The organism is Kaistella solincola, assembly GCF_000812875.1.
Lineage (GTDB): Bacteria > Bacteroidota > Bacteroidia > Flavobacteriales > Weeksellaceae > Kaistella > Kaistella solincola.
Genome location: NZ_JSYK01000003.1, coordinates 1,230,483 through 1,247,023, shown reverse-complemented (window position 1 = coordinate 1,247,023; position 16,541 = coordinate 1,230,483). Strand labels below are relative to the sequence as shown.

Genomic DNA, 16,541 nt, shown 5'->3' with positions numbered 1-16,541 from the left:
TTTAATTTATGTCGTAAGATTCCAACAATTTTCTGTATTCCGGCATATCTCTTCTGCGGATGCTTTCGCTTTCGCACAGCGCCTGAACCTGCATTACTCCTTCGATAATCTGTTCCGGGCGCGGTGGGCATCCAGGTACATATACGTCAACAGGAATAATTTTATCGATTCCCTGTAAAACAGAGTAGCTATCGAAAATACCGCCACTGGAAGCACAGGCTCCAACTGCGACTACCCATTTTGGTTCTGCCATTTGGGTGTAAACCTGTTTTAAAACAGGACCCAGTTTTTTAGCAATGGTACCGCACACCATCAGCATATCTGCCTGGCGTGGTGAGAATGAGTTTCTTTCCATTCCGAAACGCGACGCATCGAAAGTTGGATTTAAGGTTGCCATAAATTCAATACCGCAACATGAAGTAGCGAAAGGTAAAGGCCATAAAGAAAATTTACGCGCCATACCGATGACACTGCTGAGATTGGTGGCGAAAAAACCTTCGCCTTCGTAACCTTCCGGCGCTTCCGCGTCCATCCGGATTACTGGTTTATTATTATCTGACATCTTGTTTTCTTAAAATTGTTAAACTATTTGTCCCAGTCCAATGCACCGCGTTTCCAAACGTAAATAAACGCCAAGAAGAATATCGAGATGAAAGTGAGAACTGCTAAAAATCCTTCCACACCAAATTCGCGGAGGTTTACAGCGTAAGGATAGAAAAAGACAATTTCTATATCAAACAGCACGAATAAAATAGCGGTAAGAAAATACTTAACAGAGAATGGTGTACGGGCGTTTCCTTCTACATCAACACCACATTCAAAACTTTCATTTTTCTTGGTGTCACCCGCTTTCTGGCGGGGTCCTAAAAAATGGGTTCCTAAGATGGAGAGTAAAACGAAACCTGCACCAACAGCAATCTGAATAAAAATCGGGATATAATCAGCGGGAACATTCATTAGACATATTTTTACTTGTGCAAATTTACGCAATATTGTATAATAGAAAAAATTATATCCATCAAAACTATGTTTTACTTTTTCCTGATATTTTTCAGTCTTTTAAGAACTTCGTAGGCCAGATAGCCGATGTACAGAAATAAAAAGCTGGCAAACAGAATATTGATGACTGCGTTGGTCTTTTCGTCTTCAACCTGAAAAAACTGGTTGTAAACGATAAAAGCGATAATCATCATGACGTAAAAATACAGCTGCTTTTTCATCGGAAAAGTTGAGTTTGTGGGGTGATGTCCATCGCGTAAGTCCGGCGGCGTTTGTGGTTCACCGGATTATAGTCTTGCCAAAGCACCTGTACGCTTTTGTTTTCTTCCAGTTCCGGATTTGTTTCGAGTAATTTTACCCCTTTTTTGCTGAAATTTTTCCAGATTTCTTTAAAGATAAGCGATGTTACACCGCGTCTTTGGTAATCCGGATGAATACCAATCAGGTAGAAATTGGCGCGCAGATTTTTTTTACCGGCCTGGAGGAAGTGATACCAGCCAAAAGGTAAAAGTTTACCTTTCGCTTTTTGCAACGCAAGGGAGTACGACGGCATGGTGATGGCGAAAGAAACCAATTCCTTATTTTCATCAATGATACACACAATATAATCCTTATCGATAAAATTAAAATATTTGTCTTTGTACGTTTGAATTTGTTCGTCGGTGATCGGTGTATACGTCGAAAGCGACTTATACGTTTGGTCTAATAATTTAAACATCGGGAAAACATAGGGTAAAATTTCCTGTTTGTTTTTAAACTCCAGAACGCTTAATTTATATTTTTCGGCGATTAAATCACTAAATTTTTGGATTTTATCTGAAAGAACTTCGGGAAATTGAAGTTCATATTCCACCCATTCTTTTTCCTTCTTTAAACCTAATTTTTCTAAATGTTCCGGATAGTACGGAAAATTGTAAAGCCCGATCATTGTGGCGAGTTTTTCAAAACCCATCGTCAGCATTCCGGCTTTGTCCAGATTGGTGAAACCCATAGGACCTTCAATCATCTGCATATCTTTTTCTTTGGCGAACTCAACCGCTTTGTTCATTAGTGATTTTGAAACTTCCAAATCATCGATGAAATCCAGCCAGCCAAAACGTACTTTCCTGTGTCCCAGGTCTTCAACTTCTTTGTAGTTAATAAGCACCGCGATACGACCGACAACTTTGTTATCCTTCAGCGCGAGGAATCTTTTAAACTCCGAAAATTTAAGTGCTGCGTTTTCTTTCGGGCTCCAGATGTTTTCTTCATCTTTGATGAGAGGCGGAACGTAATTTTTATTATTTTTGTACAGATTCATCGGAAATTCGATGAATTTTTTTAAATCATTTTGAGTTTTCACTTCAAAAATTGTAACTACAGACATCAGGTTCAATTTGGAAAAAACAAAGATAAATGATTCAGTGCAAAATCAAAATTTTGGCACGTTTTTTATTATTATCTAAGAATTTATAAAATCAGAAAAAATAGAAAGAATGACAGGGTATTATTTAATTATTGGGATTTCAATGTTGGTGAGTTGGTTAGTGTCGGCACGGTTGAAATCTAAATTCCAACACTATTCACAAGTCCACTTGCGCAATGGTTTATCAGGCAAAGAAATAGCCGAAAAAATGTTGCGGGACAATAATATCAATGATGTACGAGTGATTTCAGTTCCGGGGCAGTTAACCGACCATTACAATCCGGCAGACAAAACGGTAAATTTATCTGAAGGTGTTTATATGCAGAGAAATGCAGCTGCTGCCGCAGTTGCAGCTCACGAATGTGGACACGCTGTGCAGCACGCAGTAGGATATTCGATGTTGCAACTTCGTTCGAAACTGGTTCCGATGGTAAACATTAGTTCCAATTTGATGCAGTTTGTTTTAATCGCAGGTATCGTTTTAATGGGCGCAACGCGAACCATTGAAAATCCAAACGGAAATACCACAGTTTTAGCAATCGGTGTGGCATTATTTGCGGTGACAACGCTTTTCGCCTTCGTAACTTTACCGGTGGAATATGACGCAAGTAAACGCGCGATGGTTTGGTTAAAAAATACCGGTACCGTGACAAGCGAAGAATATGTTGGCGTGAAAGATTCATTAACCTGGGCAGCAAGAACCTACGTGGTAGCAGCTTTAGGGTCATTGGCACAGCTTCTTTATTGGGCTTCAATGCTGATGGGACGAAGGGATTAATCCAAAAACTTAAAAGAAATATTTTGCATCTCAGCCAGTTGGTTTGAGATGCTTTCTTTTTCAGCCGATTTTATTACCGCCTTAATTGTGCATTTTTCTTCAGTTATAAAATCCTGGATTTTAGCGTTAAATTTATTCAGCAAGGTGAAAATTACGTTCTGTTGTGAAAAGTCAAACGAAATTTCAATTCCGCTTTGCAGTTCTTCGGTAATGATTTCTGCTTCTGCCAAAGCTGCTCTCGCCGACTCTTTATAAGCCCGAACCAAACCTGAAACACCCAGTTTCGTTCCGCCGTAATACCGAACAACAATTACCAAAGTATTAGTAAGATTATGCGCTAGCAATTGGTTGTAAATTGGTAAACCCGCACTGCCCGAAGGTTCGCCATCGTCATTAGCCCTGTAATTTTCACCGTTAATGCCCAGGCGAAAAGCGTAACAGTGATGCGTAGCTTTTGGATGGATTTCTTTTATTTGCTGCAATGCGTCCTTTATTTCAGCATCATTACGGACAGGAATAGCAAAACCGATAAATTTGCTCCCTTTTTCCCGGAAAAAAATATTTTCTACCGGGGCTTTTATCGTTTCAAATGAAAACTCCACGCTTAAAAATTTTGGTAAAATTCTACAAAATTCTGCCGCATTTTAAGCACTTTTTCCGGTTTTGACGAAAGTGTTGGCGCTTTTGTTCCATTTTCTAAACGCAGGTTTTCATTCTTAATGATGATTGCTTCATCCCAAAGATTATTGTTGATGAATTGCTGCAAAGTAAATGCGCCACCTTCAATCAGAACAGACTGAATTTGCAGTTCATATAAATGCTTCAGCATTTCTTCCGCCACATTTTCACGGTTGATTTTTACAAAAATCAGGTCCTTTAGCACGGAATTTTTTTTCGTATTGAAAACGATGGTTTTGGCTTCACCATTAAATATTTTGAAGTTTTCCGGAACTTTTAAATCCAGGTCCAGCAGAATGCGAATGGGATTTCTTCCTTCAATCTCACGTGTAGTTAAGCTTGGGTCGTCTGTTAAAGCTGTTTTTGTACCTACCAAAATTGCTTCTTCCTGACTTCTGAGCTGATGTACAAATTGCTTCGTCAAATAATTTCCAATTTGTGTCGGCTGCCGATTTTGGTCTAGAAAACCATCACCGGATTCCGCCCATTTCAGCACAATGAAGGGTCTTTTTTTCTCCTGAAAGGTAAAAAAGCGCTTGTTGGCAATCTTACATTTTTGCTCCAAAATGCCCGAAATAACTTCAATACCTGCGTCTTCGATTATTTTTTTACCTTTTCCGTTCACCGCTTTATTGGAGTCCAGACAGCCGATAACCACCTTTTTAAAACCGATTTCCACAATTTTATTTGCGCACGGCGGTGTTTTACCAAAATGTGAACACGGCTCCAGCGAAACGTAAATTGTTGATTCTTTCAGCAATTCAGGATTTCTTACCGATTTAATGGCGTTAATTTCAGCGTGGTTTTCACCTGCTTTTTCGTGAAATCCTTCACCGATAATTTCACAGTTATGAACAATAACGCAGCCGACAATTGGGTTCGGATAAGTTTTTCCGAGTGCTTTGTACGCGAGATCCAGGCAGCGCTGCATGTAAAATTCATGGTCCATGGTATGAAAAAACACCCAAATTAGGGTGTTGAATTTTATTTAATATTTTTCAGCCTGATTGTCGGAATCTTGTAATCCACTACATTAATGAGGATTTCATCCCGCATTTTTGCCATAGCGCGCGCTTCCCATTTGATGTTATTATAAGCACGTTTCACGTAAGAAAAAATTAAAAATGTATTTCCTGAACCATGTTCAATAGTTACGAACCGGTCCACGACATAATCTACAAATGGTTCACCTTCCGCAGGGGTTTCCGAAATAAAATAATCTACAACAAACTCTGTCCCGTCTTTGTTTTGCGAAACATTTACTTTAGCAAGTTTATCAGTCTTTTCTCGAGCCTGTATCTGTTCTACTTTTTGGCGAACAGCCTGTTCAATATCAATTTCCTTGTTAAAATAAGAAATGTCTAGCAACTGTGTGAAGTTTTCAATTTTTTCCTCACGCGGCAGGTACTGTTGGCGAACTAAAGTTTTAGACGCCTGCTTACTCCAGGACAGAAAAAATTCTGTTCCATGTAATTCTATTGGCCCGGGAACGGAAATCATATCCATTTTTTCCTGTGCGTTGAAATTAGACGCTGTTAAAAAAAGAAAGATTAAAAATAAGTTTTTTAGCATTTTTTAAAAATTTTCGCCCGCGACGATATTGTGCAGGCTTTTTTTCATGGTTTCAATCTGAGATTTTTTCTCATCGATTTTTGCATAGGTTTCTTTTAGCAACGGATTTTCGCGTGAAGAATTGCTGAAAAAACCTAAATTATTTTCCATTTTTACCACTTCAGCTTCCAAATCTGCAATTTGATTTTTAATTTTTCTTGCTTTATCGGTCAGCTGATTTTCACTTAAACCTTCTTCTTTCAGGTCGTATTCATGGATTTGGTTCAGTTTCAGTTTTTCGCGAAGCGTTTTATTAAACTCGGTATTGATGTTTATCTTCTCGCGCGGAACTTTGCCGATATTATTCCAGCTGTTTTTTATCTGTTCAATTTTTTCAATGCTTCCTTCTTCATTACCAATCGCTTTTAATTCCTCCAGAAGCTGCTTTTTATTTTTGAAATTTTCTTTCCAGTTATCACCCGCGGTATTGTTTTTCTCGCGGTAATTGCTGAAAAACACGTTACACGCTTCGCGAAAATCGTCCCAAACTTTGTTGGTCATGCTGCGTGGTACATGTCCGATTTTTTTCCAGTCGTCCTGCAGTTTTTTATAAAGCGGAACCGCAATTTCCCAGTCTTCGCTCAGCATATTGTCCTTTGCGGTTTGGATTAATTTCAGTTTTTCATCCAGATTGGTTTGCTGAGAATTTTTTAAGCCTTTATAAAACTCGTTTTTGCTGACGTTGAAGCTGCGCAGATTTTGCTTGAAATCATTCCAGTTTTGGTTCGAAAATTTTCGCGGAACATTGCCTAAACGCAAAAATTCGGTGCGCAGTTCTTCCACTTTGTTAATCGCGTTTTGCCAGTAACTGTGGTTCACTTCTTTTGCCGGAGAAACCAGTTTTTTCAGTTCTTCAATTATTTCGTTCTTTCTGGCCAAATTTTCATTCAGTTCTTTTTCAAGCTGCTCATTAAGTTCAGATTTCCGGTCATGAATTTTATTCGAAAGTTCCTTAAATTCATCCCAGGTTTTTTCACGGAATTCTTCCGCAACCGGTTCTGCTTCTTCTTTCCACAGTTTGTGAAGGTATTGCAGCTCATTTAGTGCTTTCTGAACCGAAGGTTCTGTAAGAAGTTCCTTAGCACGTTCAATAATATGGGTGCGTTTTTCCAGATTATGCGCAAATTCCTGTTCCATATATTCCTTATTCATATCAAGCATTTGATAGAATTGGTTTAAATGGTGGAAATAGTTGTTATTCAGAAGCTTAAATTCCGATTTGGCAACTTGTCCGGCGTTTTTCCATTCATCTTTTATCTCGCGGATGGCTTTAAAAAGGTTGGTTCCGGCTTCGGTGTTAGTATAAAGATTTTTAAGCTTGTCAATGATCCTTTGGCGGTGCTCCAGATTTGCACTTTGGTTTTGCTCCTGTTGCTGATGATATTTGTCGGTTTTCTCGCGGAAACTGTGCAGAATAGCAGAAAGTTTTCCCTGTGAAGCATTGTGTGCTGTGAAAAGTTCTTCCGGATTTCCTTCCGCCACGAAATCTGCTTTCAGAATGTTGTTTTCCTCCAGAATTCTTTGGTTTGCTTCTTCTTTCAGCTGGTTAAATTTTCGGTAATGCGCGGCGCCGTCGTCCATTTTTGTAATGCTTTCCATCTCTGCTAAAACTTCTGCTAAAGACAGATGTGCGAAACTCATTTTATCTTCCGGCTCTTTTGTTTTTTCCTGAACTTCTGCAGTTATTTCCGGCTCTTGGGCCATAATTTCTGCTAAATCAGTTTCGGCTTCTTCGGAATTTTCAATTGCTGTTTGCTCAGAAATTTCCTTGTTATTTAGCAAATTTTCCTGATTTTCCGAAACATTTACATCATCAGCAGAATTTTCGAAACTTAAAACTGAATTTTCTTCATTTTGAACCTCTGAATTTTCAGGAAATTCGGCTGTTTGTGCCGCAGAATTTTCTTCTGAAGTGTTTTCAGCAGTCATTTCAGTTTCGTTTCCGGAAGTTTGTTCGGAAGTTGTTTCCGTTAAAAATTGGTCAACCGGCGTTTCTTTTCCGGGTTTGTCAGAAAGAGAATCTTCTGTAATCATAGCAAACTGTTTTTTTTGTTGAAGTTGCCGCAAGCTTGGCAAACTGTGCACTAAATTAACCTAATTTTTTTAAATGTTCCAAATTTCCCAGGCTTTTTCTGCTTGCATTTTCAGCATATTTTCGCCATTTACCGTTGTAGCTTTCTGCGCCGCAGCTTTTTTCAGAAATTCGGTTTCTGCAGGATTATAGATAAGGTCGATGACCAGATGCTCCGCGGAAAGGTTTTCAAAAGGGAAATCCACCGAATCTGAAACGTTCGGAAACGTGCCCACCGGTGTGCATTGCACGATAATTAAATGAGAATTTACCGCCTCTTTTGGCAGATTTTTGAAGTTTATCTTTCCGTTCCGGAAAACAGTTTGATACGGAATTTGGTGCTTTTCCAGAACATATTTTACGGCTTTTGCAGCGCCACCATTTCCTAGCACCAGCGCCGATTTTTGTTTCGGATTTTTGTGCAGAAGCAAGGTATTTTCAAAACCAAAAGCATCGGTGTTATAACCGATTTTTTTTCCGTTTTTAAATAAAACTGTATTTACAGCGCCAATTTTTTCAGCTTCGTCACTTAATTCATCCAAAAAAGGAATTATTTGCTCTTTATAAGGAATCGTGACATTAAAACCGCGCAGATTTTCAATTTCAAAGATTTCCTGTACGTCCAAAATCTCTTTCAAATCGAAAATAGAATATGAAAAATTTGGCAGTTTTAGCTCGGAAAATTTCTCTTCAAAATATTTTTTTGAAAACGAGTAGAAAATATTTCTTCCAATCAGCCCGAATTTTACTTTTTCCTCCATCATTCAAAAATAATAAAAAAAGACCGGCAAAATGCTAGTCTTTCTGATTTTCTAAAATTGTTTTTGCTTCACTCAAATTTTAAAAATTAACTGCTTTAACGGCAAATTTTTCTAAAATTACTCGACGATGAATTTTAAACTTTGGGAACCGGCTTTTAAAATATACAAACCTTTAGTTCGGTTTTTCAGCAAAATACTTCCGGAATTTTTAAAGTTTTGCTCCACAGTCTGGATTAACTTTCCGTCCATTGAGTAGATTTCAACTGCAGAAATCTCATTTAAACCAAGTCCGGTTAAATGAAGTTCCCCATTTCTCACCGGATTCGGATAAATGGAAATTGATTTTTTAGTCGCCAAAACTTCACTGCTGGAAAGGGTAGATTTCCAAATCATGCTAATCCATTCCGGATGATCGATGAACGGATTACGGTTTTGCTGTCTTGCGTAAATCGCGTTGTTGCGGTCGATTTCCTTTTGCGAAACTGGGTCCTTCGCCGCCCATTTTAACAATAAATTGATGTACCACTGTTTGTAGCCGCGGTCTGTTGTTCCGTCAAGCGGATTTTGGTCGCTCTGGAAATCGCTGAAAGAAGCCAGTTTGCTTTCGTAACGCGTTACGAAGTAGAGGTGCATTCTCGCGAAATCACCTTTAAACTGATCGATAGGTTCAAAAATTGTCCCGCTATAACCCGGAAAATTCGAAGGTCCGATTTCGCTTCCGTTGGTAGAAACCCAAACCGGCGCAATAGTTTCGCCGTACGGATAATTCCCGCGCTGGCTGTTTACATAATAATCGGAGGGAACCACGAAATGCGCGTCATTTGCCATCGGCGCGATTTGTCCACCGAAATAACTTTTCGGCAAAGAATGTTCGCGGTTGTAACAAAAACCTTCTCTGTTTTGGTTCGCAGAACCGCATTGGTCGCCACCGTCATTGGAAGACCCGATGCTGAAGTTATAAGCGTCCGCAGCAACAGGTTTTTCAGAATACATATCAAGCAAAGTACCGTCGTTTTCGTAGTATTTATCTACATCGGACGTTGCGTAAGTTGTCCATAAACCGCCGTAACCGAGGTCGAGCGCGCCATTGGAAATAATGGTGCTGAGTTTTGTTTTCAGCGCGTATCCTGTTAAACCTGCCGTGCCGTCGTAATAGCCTGCAGGCGCCTGCGCTAGTGTGATTGAGAAGAGAAAACCGAGAAAAAGAGTAATGTATTTTTTCATATTTTTTAGATAAAATTTAAACGTCAAAGTTACTTAAAAAAATAAATTCCGCCGGATTTGGTGAAATTTAATTGAAATTTTTTCGGTGGTAAATGGGACTTTTTTTCACGTTTAAAAACGAAAAAAATGCTTATTAAGAAGGTAAAAATTTTTTTTAGTTCAGCTTGAAATGTCTTTTATTGACCTTAGAAAAAATTCTTGCAATCGCAACACCGAAAACTGCGGCTGTTGCACTCACGATGACGTAATTCAGAAAAGTTACGCGCACCGGAAAAGCCAAATCAGTATTCGAGCCAGCTTTGAAAATTCCGGTATTGATCTGCAGATAACAAACAGCTGTCCCAACTAATAAGCCGCAAACAATTCCGAAAAATACAATCAGGATTCCCGTATAAAAGTAAATGTTTCGCAGCGACTTTAAATTCATTCCCAACGAAAGCAGCGATTTTGCCTGCTCTTTTTTATCGAGTTGCAAAATGATAATCGCGCCCGCCAAATTGAAAGTCGTAATAAAAATCACGAGCATGAAAATGAGGTAAATAAAGAGTTTTTCGGTATTAATCATTTTCCAGAACGCCGCGTTTTCCTCTTTTTTTGTTTTAATGTCGTATTTACCGCCTAGCAATTGCGCAAGTTCTGCTTTTACCTCATCAGCTTTTTCCGGATTGTGTAGTTTAATTACGATTTCGTAAGCCGCATTTTTCGGCAAGTTCAGAAGTTCCTGAACCAGTTCTATCGGTGAAATTATGGTATTATCCAGTTGATCATTTCCGGGAAAAACACCGGATACAAAAATTTCGCGTTTCGTAAAAATATCTTCTTCTTTGCTGATAATTCCGGTTCCGGGTTTCGGCATCAGCACCGTGGCGTATTCCGAACCTTCACCAATAGGAATTGTCAGACGGTTATCCAGCTTATTTTCCATCAGCACTTCGTTGGAATATTTAAAACTCGGGTAGGTGCCGTAAAAAATGTTTTCGTTGATCGGGTTTACGAAAATGTACGCCGAATCTACGCCGCGCAAGTTTGCAATATCACCGTTTTCGCGGTAGCGCACGTAGGCTTTCTCTTCAATGACTTTAGAAAAATGCGCAATTTCCTTGTTTTTAGCCAGAATTTTTGTGGCTTTATCGATATCCGAAAGTGTTTTGCCCTTCGTGTTTTTTATTGTCAGGTCGGAGTGCAGATTTGCGATCAGATCCTGGTTTAAATCTTCAAGCCCCGAAAAAACCGAAATAATAATAAACATCGCGGCTACGGCAACCAGCATGGCCACCGCGGCGAGCCACGTAATAAAAGTGACTGCGGTACTGCCTTTTTTCGCCAAAAGATAGCGGCTTGCGATGTAAAATGAGGTGTTTTTCAAGGAAAAAAATTTAAAAACAGATTACAGAACCGGGTTGTCGCCCAGGCCTTTCAATTCTTTTTCAATTTTCTCCACGTCATCCAAAGTCGTGTCCAGATAAAAATTCAGCTCCGGAATTATTCGCACCTGTTTACCCATTTTTTGTCCAATAAAATTGCGGTAATGCGCCTTATTTTCGTTGATTTCTTTCATAATCGCCGCACGGAATTCCGCCGGGAAAATACTCAAATAAATTTTGGCAATGCTCAGGTCCGCGGTAACTTTCACGTCCGAAACGCTGATCAAAAAATTCTGTTTGCTTTCCGAAGCCTGTTTGCGGAAAAATTCAGCAAAATCTTCCTGTATAATCTGTGCGACTTTTCTTTGTCGGTTGCTTTCGTTCATGGTGCAAATTTACTATTTTTGTTTGAATTATTTGGGCGTGCCCTTTTTTGCCGGCGCTTTTGGCCAAAGCGAAAAAAGGTCGGTCTGCGTGCAGTCGCTTTTTTCGGCGGCGGCGGAGCCGCCGCCGAAAAAGAGCTCCAACAATGCACTCCGCCCTCACGCGACAGCGCGCTGAAGACTCAAGATGCAACATTAAAGTTTAAAGGTGCAACATCCCACATCAACCTCTAAAAAAAATGAAAATAGAACACCTCGGTATCGCCGTAAAATCCTTAGAAAAATCCGACGAATTATTTGCCAGATTGCTCGGTAAAGAAAATTACAAACAGGAAGCCGTAGAACGCGAAGGTGTTACCACATCATTTTACGCTCTTGGCGAAAGCAAAATTGAACTTTTGGAAGCTACAAATCCCGAAAGTCCCATCGCAAAATTTATTGAAAAACGTGGCGAAGGAATTCACCACATCGCTTTTGGAGTGGATGATATTGAAGCTGAAATCGCGCGTTTGAAAAACTTGGGTTTTATTTTCATTTCCGAAACACCGAAAGATGGCGCTGATAATAAACTTGTAGTTTTTCTGCATCCGAAATCTACAAATGGTATTTTGGTAGAACTTTGTCAGGAAAAAGGCTAAATAATTTTTGATTTTTTCAAAAAAGCGTTATTTTTGCAAACCCAATTGAGACTTCTATTTCTTCGGAAAAAAGTTAGGCCCTATAACTCAGCTGGTTAGAGTAGCTGACTCATAATCAGCAAGTCCTTGGTTCGAGCCCAAGTGGGGCCACAATAATTGGAAATTAAACACTTACAGCCTTGTAGGTGTTTTTTATTATACATCTAAACCGAAAAAATGCTTAAATAACAACTAAAAAACTGCTTAAATTTTAACCAAAATCGGCGCTGCTATAACAGTTATTGAAAAATTCTATTAACTTTTAAACTGCACAGGATGTGTTATTTAATACGTGGAACGCTTTTTGACTTCACATCAAAAAGCACATTATGAAAAGCAAAATACTTGTTATAGAAAATCAAACACAGCCGCTTCAGCGCCTTCGTAAATATTTTACCAAACGCCGTTTTCAAATTATCCGTCCGAAAGAAACTGAAAGTATTTTCAACATCTGCAAAACCGAAAATCTTTCCGCTATCGTTATTGATCCGGGAGTATACGGCAAACGCAGCGCTAAATTTTTACAGAATCTGCGCGAACATATTTTGCCAGATGACGTAAAAATCTTCGGTATCAACGGCGAAAATCTGGCTGAATTAAACTGAGATATTTAATTAATATAAACCTTAACGAGTTTATTTTGCTAATTTAAAAAATCAAAAAAAACCTCAAAATAATCCCGAATTTTTCTAATTTAAATTCGACAAAAAGTTCTAGAGTTTTTGGCTTTAGAACTTTTTGTTTACAAAATTTTTAATCTCTATTCTGACCACTGACCACTGACCACTGATTACTACTTACTAATCACTTCTTTTCAAATATTCCTCAATTTTTTCCCGCGGAATCAGGTCTAAAATATCTTTTACGTCGATAATTTTGTGTTCATCTAAAATACTTTTCACTGCTTTTGCGGCATCCGGATAGTTTACCAGCCTCTCTAAAAGTCCGTAAACATTCACCATCTTTTTATGGGTGTTTTCAGAATCACCGCCAAACCATGAACCGCTGAAATGGTGACTCACATAATTTTTCGGTAAATCCTGCGAAAAATAAACCGACGGATAAAGCTTTACACCGTATTTCAGATGCTGAATTGTATCGCTATAACGGTCGGCACCGTACATATCTTCCAGCATTTCAGAAAAAATATCGGTATTGATGCGCTCTACAAAACCGTCCTGAACATTATAATAGTCCATAAAATCTCGCGCCAATTGATGATGGGGTTCGGCCATCCAGAACGCGGAGTAGGGAACGCCTTTCACCTCAAATCCGCAAACCGCCTGTTCATGTAGGAATTCATTAAGCGGAAGTTTTAGCTCCATGTCTGTATCCATATAGATTCCGCCGTGTTCAAACATGACTTTCGACCGCACATAATCTGAGACAAAAGCCCATTTTTTTTGTGCAAACGCTTCTTTAACATAAGCATTATCGAAGATCGGCGAATTGCTTTCGTTCCATTCTATTATTTCAAAATCGGGATGAATCCGTTTCCAGGAAGCAATGCAATGTTGCGCCAGCTCGGTTTTTTCGTGCCCGCCAAACCAGCAGTAATGAATCTTTTTCGGAATCATAAAATAATTTTTGAGAAGTTTATCGAAGTTTTTTTAACTGCTAAACAGCTGTATTTTCATCAGCAAAGATCAAACCTAATTCGTTTTGTTATAAATTTGGATTAAATGAAGATGAAAATAAGCCGTAAGCCTTAAGCAATCAGCTGTCTACTTACTATTACCAGTTTTAAGCAACTTGCGCATAGCTTAAAGCCTACAGCTTAAAGCATTAACAATTTACCATTAACCATTAACAATTAGCTCATGTCCCACTATCAACCCCAAAAATACGTTCAGCTAAAAAATCCGGACTGGCTGAAAAACGCCACACTCTATGAACTGAATATTCGCCAGTTTTCAGAAGAAGGGACATTTAAAGCCATTGAAAAAGAACTTCACCGGCTGAAGAAAATGGGAATCGATATTATTTGGCTAATGCCAATTCAGCCCATCGGAATTAAAAACCGGAAAAGAACGCTCGGAAGTCCTTATTCAGTACGCGATTATTTTGGTGTAAATCCGGAATTTGGGAAAGCAGAAGATTTTCGTCATCTGGTGAAAGCTATTCATGAAGAAGGAATGTATGTGATTTTGGATTGGGTGGCGAACCACAGCAGTTGGGATAATGATTTGGTAAAAAGTCATCCGGAATGGTATAAAAAATCGGAGTCCGGTGATTTTCAATCGTTACCGTGGCGCGATTATGACGACATTATCGATTTCGATTACAGCAAACCGGATTTGCGAAAATATATGACGGACGCACTGAAATTTTGGGTGAAAAAATATGATATTGACGGTTACCGCTGCGACGTAGCGAGTTTTGTACCGCTGGATTTTTGGGAAAATGTGCGTCTGGAACTCGAAGAAATTAAACCTGTGTTTATGCTCGCGGAAGCTGAAGACAGAGAACTTCACAGGAAAGCATTCGACGCCACCTATAACTGGACCTTATGGAATATTCTACACCAAATTGCTATTTACAACAAAAGCGCGAGAACGCTGAGTGAAGCGTATCTGGCGGAACACGTTTCAATTTTCCCGAAAGAAGGCATCCGTTTGAATTTCATCGATAACCACGATAAAAATTCCTGGGAAGGAACTCCCCAAAGCAATTTTGGGCCGGCGCTGAAAGCTGCCAGAGTTTTCAGCATGTTAATGGACGGCATCCCGCTGGTTTACAACGGCGAGGAAGCCGGACTGGACCGTTCGCTGAAATTTTTTGAAAAAGATCCGATTAAATGGAAATCTCACGAAAATGAAAAATTATACACGCTGCTGTTTGAGCTAAAACACAAAAATCAGGCGCTTTGGAACGGAATTTTTGGCGGTGAAATGATCAGAATTGTAAACGACAGAATGGACGAAGTCGTTTCTTTTTCGCGCGAAAAAAATGGCGACAAATTGTTGGCTTTCTTTAATTTAAGTAGAGAAAATGTCTTTGTCAATTTCGATACTTCGGAAGAATCCGGTGAATATAAAAACCTTTTTACCGGTGAAACTAAAAATATTTCGGAAAAGCTGAAACTGGAACTTTCGCCGTGGTCTTTCGTTGTTTTACATTGTGAAATTTAAATTTTCAGCCTTATGTGGGCATTTTTTTTCGGTTTTAGCTTTCTAAGTTTCTTATGATTTTTTTCAGCATTTTAAAATAAGGGCCGAACTCAGCAAAGAGTTGGGGAATTTTCTAAGTATTTTCGCACCAATATTTAATAAGACAAAATTATCTTATTTGAAATTGTGAAAATCATGAAAAAACATATTTTAGCGCTTTCCGCCCTTACTTTTATAAGCTTTTCCGCACAGGCCCAGGTTGACAGTTTAAAATTAAACCTTGATTTCCGCACGCGTGCAGAGCTGGATAACGGTTATAAAACATTAATTCCCAAAAATAAAAGCCCTGAAACTACCGTTTTTTCCAGAGCCAGGTTAGGTGTAGATTATTATTTCCAAAATGTGGAGCTTTACATGTCCTTGCAGGATGTCCGCGTTTGGGGCGAAGTGGCTTCAACCGATCAGCGCAGCGGCAGCTTGAACGTCAATGAAGCGTGGGCAAAATATCAGTTTAATAAAAATGCGGCGGTAAAAGTTGGTCGCCAAATTCTTTCCTACGACGACGAAAGATTGCTTGGTGCTTTAGACTGGCAAATGCAGGGGAGAAGTTTTGACGGCGCTAAAGGCATTTTCCGCTTCAGTCCGCAATCCAAACTCGAGGCCGTTGTTACCTATAACAACGATGAAATTGATACAAATGATTTGGGAGACAGAGAATTTTACGGCATTTTGGATTCCGGTGAACGCACAAGATCAATGCAGATCGTTCATTATGAGTATCTTTTACCAAAAGCCAGCTTTTCTTTTATCGGACTTAATAATGTTGTTCAGAATGTGACCGGAACACATTATGATATGTTGACCATTGGTGTAAATGCTAAAAAATATTACGAAAACTTCGGTTTTTTTGGTTCAGCGTATTGGCAAACCGGTAAAAATACTTTAGCACAAAGCAAAAATGCTTATCAGTTTTCTGCAAATGTGGATTTTATTTTGAATCCAAAAGCTAATGTGATTTTAGGAGCTGAATGGCTTTCCGGGACAGATTATGACGCCAATAATTTCAAAAATAATTCGTTCAGCCCGCTGTACGGAACCAACCATAAATTCAATGGTTTTATGGATTATTTTTTCGTCGGAAATCATTTCAATAATGTGGGCTTGAATGATTATTACCTTAAATCCAATTTTAAATTTACGCCGAAAGCTTCGCTGGCGCTCCAGATTCACGCGTTTGAAGCCAATGCCGAACTTGGATTTGATGTCGAAGAACAGAAAAATCTTTCTAAATATTTAGGTACAGAAGCAGACGCTGTTTTCAATTATAAATTCGCCAACGCTTTTACGATGCAACTTGGTCATTCGCAAATGTTTGCGGCGGAAGGAATGAAACGTCTTAAAAATGTGGCAAATCCGTCTTCGATGCAGAGCTGGACATGGTTAGGATTAAATTTTTCCTCTTTATTTAAGGTGAAATAGA

At 39.0% G+C, this 16,541-nt stretch carries 18 protein-coding genes, 1 tRNA gene and 1 pseudogene; 7 read left to right on the top strand and 13 right to left on the bottom strand.

Features of this window, described 5'->3' with window-relative positions; genetic code table 11:
* Position 1 precedes the first annotated feature (1 nt).
* The 4 genes from OA84_RS09820 to OA84_RS09805 form a co-directional block, all read right to left on the bottom strand.
* Positions 2-562 (bottom strand): NADH-quinone oxidoreductase subunit B, encoded by a 561-nt coding sequence (locus tag OA84_RS09820; RefSeq protein ID WP_039345390.1) that lies wholly within the window; start codon positions 560-562, stop codon positions 2-4.
* A gap of 23 nt (positions 563-585) precedes the next feature.
* Positions 586-957 (bottom strand): NADH-quinone oxidoreductase subunit A, encoded by a 372-nt coding sequence (locus OA84_RS09815; protein ID WP_039345388.1) that lies wholly within the window; start codon positions 955-957, stop codon positions 586-588.
* A gap of 74 nt (positions 958-1,031) precedes the next feature.
* Complete coding sequence (locus OA84_RS09810) at positions 1,032-1,220, bottom strand: hypothetical protein (protein ID WP_039345386.1); 189 nt, start codon at positions 1,218-1,220, stop codon at positions 1,032-1,034.
* On the bottom strand, positions 1,217-2,365 hold the full coding sequence (locus tag OA84_RS09805) for a hypothetical protein (protein ID WP_039345384.1): 1,149 nt from the start codon (positions 2,363-2,365) through the stop codon (positions 1,217-1,219). Before OA84_RS09805 ends, OA84_RS09810 begins: the two co-directional genes overlap by 4 nt.
* Before the next feature lie 109 nt (positions 2,366-2,474).
* Between OA84_RS09805 and OA84_RS09800 the strand changes: the two genes are divergently transcribed.
* Positions 2,475-3,182 carry a zinc metallopeptidase gene (locus OA84_RS09800; protein ID WP_039345382.1) on the top strand — a complete coding sequence of 236 codons (708 nt, stop codon included), beginning with the start codon at positions 2,475-2,477 and terminating at the stop codon, positions 3,180-3,182.
* Here the strand turns inward: OA84_RS09800 and OA84_RS09795 are convergent.
* The 8 genes from OA84_RS09795 to rbfA form a co-directional block, all read right to left on the bottom strand.
* Positions 3,179-3,784 carry an IMPACT family protein gene (locus OA84_RS09795; protein ID WP_039345380.1) on the bottom strand — a complete coding sequence of 202 codons (606 nt, stop codon included), beginning with the start codon at positions 3,782-3,784 and terminating at the stop codon, positions 3,179-3,181. The genes OA84_RS09800 and OA84_RS09795 overlap by 4 nt on opposite strands.
* A gap of 2 nt (positions 3,785-3,786) precedes the next feature.
* Positions 3,787-4,809, bottom strand: coding sequence for a bifunctional diaminohydroxyphosphoribosylaminopyrimidine deaminase/5-amino-6-(5-phosphoribosylamino)uracil reductase RibD (gene ribD / locus OA84_RS09790; protein ID WP_039345377.1), 1,023 nt, complete (start codon positions 4,807-4,809; stop codon positions 3,787-3,789).
* A gap of 35 nt (positions 4,810-4,844) precedes the next feature.
* Positions 4,845-5,366 (bottom strand): hypothetical protein, encoded by a 522-nt coding sequence (locus OA84_RS09785; RefSeq protein ID WP_156965062.1) that lies wholly within the window; start codon positions 5,364-5,366, stop codon positions 4,845-4,847.
* Positions 5,367-5,435: 69 nt separating this feature from the next.
* Complete coding sequence (locus tag OA84_RS09780; RefSeq protein WP_084060902.1) at positions 5,436-7,505, bottom strand: DUF349 domain-containing protein; 2,070 nt, start codon at positions 7,503-7,505, stop codon at positions 5,436-5,438.
* Between the two features lie 69 nt (positions 7,506-7,574).
* Positions 7,575-8,303, bottom strand: coding sequence for a shikimate dehydrogenase family protein (locus OA84_RS09775; protein ID WP_039346041.1), 729 nt, complete (start codon positions 8,301-8,303; stop codon positions 7,575-7,577).
* Positions 8,304-8,420: 117 nt separating this feature from the next.
* Positions 8,421-9,527, bottom strand: a complete 1,107-nt coding sequence (locus tag OA84_RS09770; RefSeq protein WP_039345373.1) for an endonuclease — start codon at positions 9,525-9,527, stop codon at positions 8,421-8,423.
* 154 nt (positions 9,528-9,681) lie between these two features.
* Positions 9,682-10,893 carry an ABC transporter permease gene (locus tag OA84_RS09765; protein WP_039345370.1) on the bottom strand — a complete coding sequence of 404 codons (1,212 nt, stop codon included), beginning with the start codon at positions 10,891-10,893 and terminating at the stop codon, positions 9,682-9,684.
* Between the two features lie 21 nt (positions 10,894-10,914).
* Complete coding sequence (gene rbfA, locus OA84_RS09760) at positions 10,915-11,277, bottom strand: 30S ribosome-binding factor RbfA (protein WP_039345368.1); 363 nt, start codon at positions 11,275-11,277, stop codon at positions 10,915-10,917.
* 18 nt (positions 11,278-11,295) lie between these two features.
* Between rbfA and OA84_RS11500 the strand changes: the two genes are divergently transcribed.
* From OA84_RS11500 to OA84_RS09745, 4 genes are all read left to right on the top strand, one after another.
* Positions 11,296-11,508 carry a hypothetical protein gene (locus OA84_RS11500; RefSeq protein WP_156965061.1) on the top strand — a complete coding sequence of 71 codons (213 nt, stop codon included), beginning with the start codon at positions 11,296-11,298 and terminating at the stop codon, positions 11,506-11,508.
* A gap of 5 nt (positions 11,509-11,513) precedes the next feature.
* A complete protein-coding gene (gene mce, locus OA84_RS09755) occupies positions 11,514-11,912 on the top strand; it encodes a methylmalonyl-CoA epimerase (protein WP_039345365.1) in 399 nt (132 codons plus the stop codon).
* Positions 11,913-11,988: 76 nt separating this feature from the next.
* Positions 11,989-12,062 (top strand) — tRNA-Ile (locus OA84_RS09750).
* Between the two features lie 218 nt (positions 12,063-12,280).
* Entirely contained in the window at positions 12,281-12,556 is a 276-nt protein-coding gene (locus OA84_RS09745) for a hypothetical protein (RefSeq protein ID WP_039345362.1), read from the top strand.
* Between the two features lie 195 nt (positions 12,557-12,751).
* On the opposite strand, the pseudogene OA84_RS09740 reads toward OA84_RS09745, so the two are convergent.
* Positions 12,752-13,546, bottom strand: a pseudogene (locus tag OA84_RS09740) (glycosyltransferase family 32 protein); the annotation flags it as partial.
* A 225-nt stretch (positions 13,547-13,771) separates the two neighbouring features.
* Between OA84_RS09740 and OA84_RS09735 the strand changes: the two are divergent.
* Entirely contained in the window at positions 13,772-15,082 is a 1,311-nt protein-coding gene (locus OA84_RS09735; RefSeq protein WP_039345356.1) for an alpha-amylase family glycosyl hydrolase, read from the top strand.
* A gap of 174 nt (positions 15,083-15,256) precedes the next feature.
* The gene (locus tag OA84_RS09730) at positions 15,257-16,540 is read left to right on the top strand and encodes an alginate export family protein (RefSeq protein WP_039345354.1); all 1,284 of its coding nucleotides are present in this window, start codon (positions 15,257-15,259) and stop codon (positions 16,538-16,540) included.
* The last annotated feature ends 1 nt before the right edge of the window (position 16,541 follow it).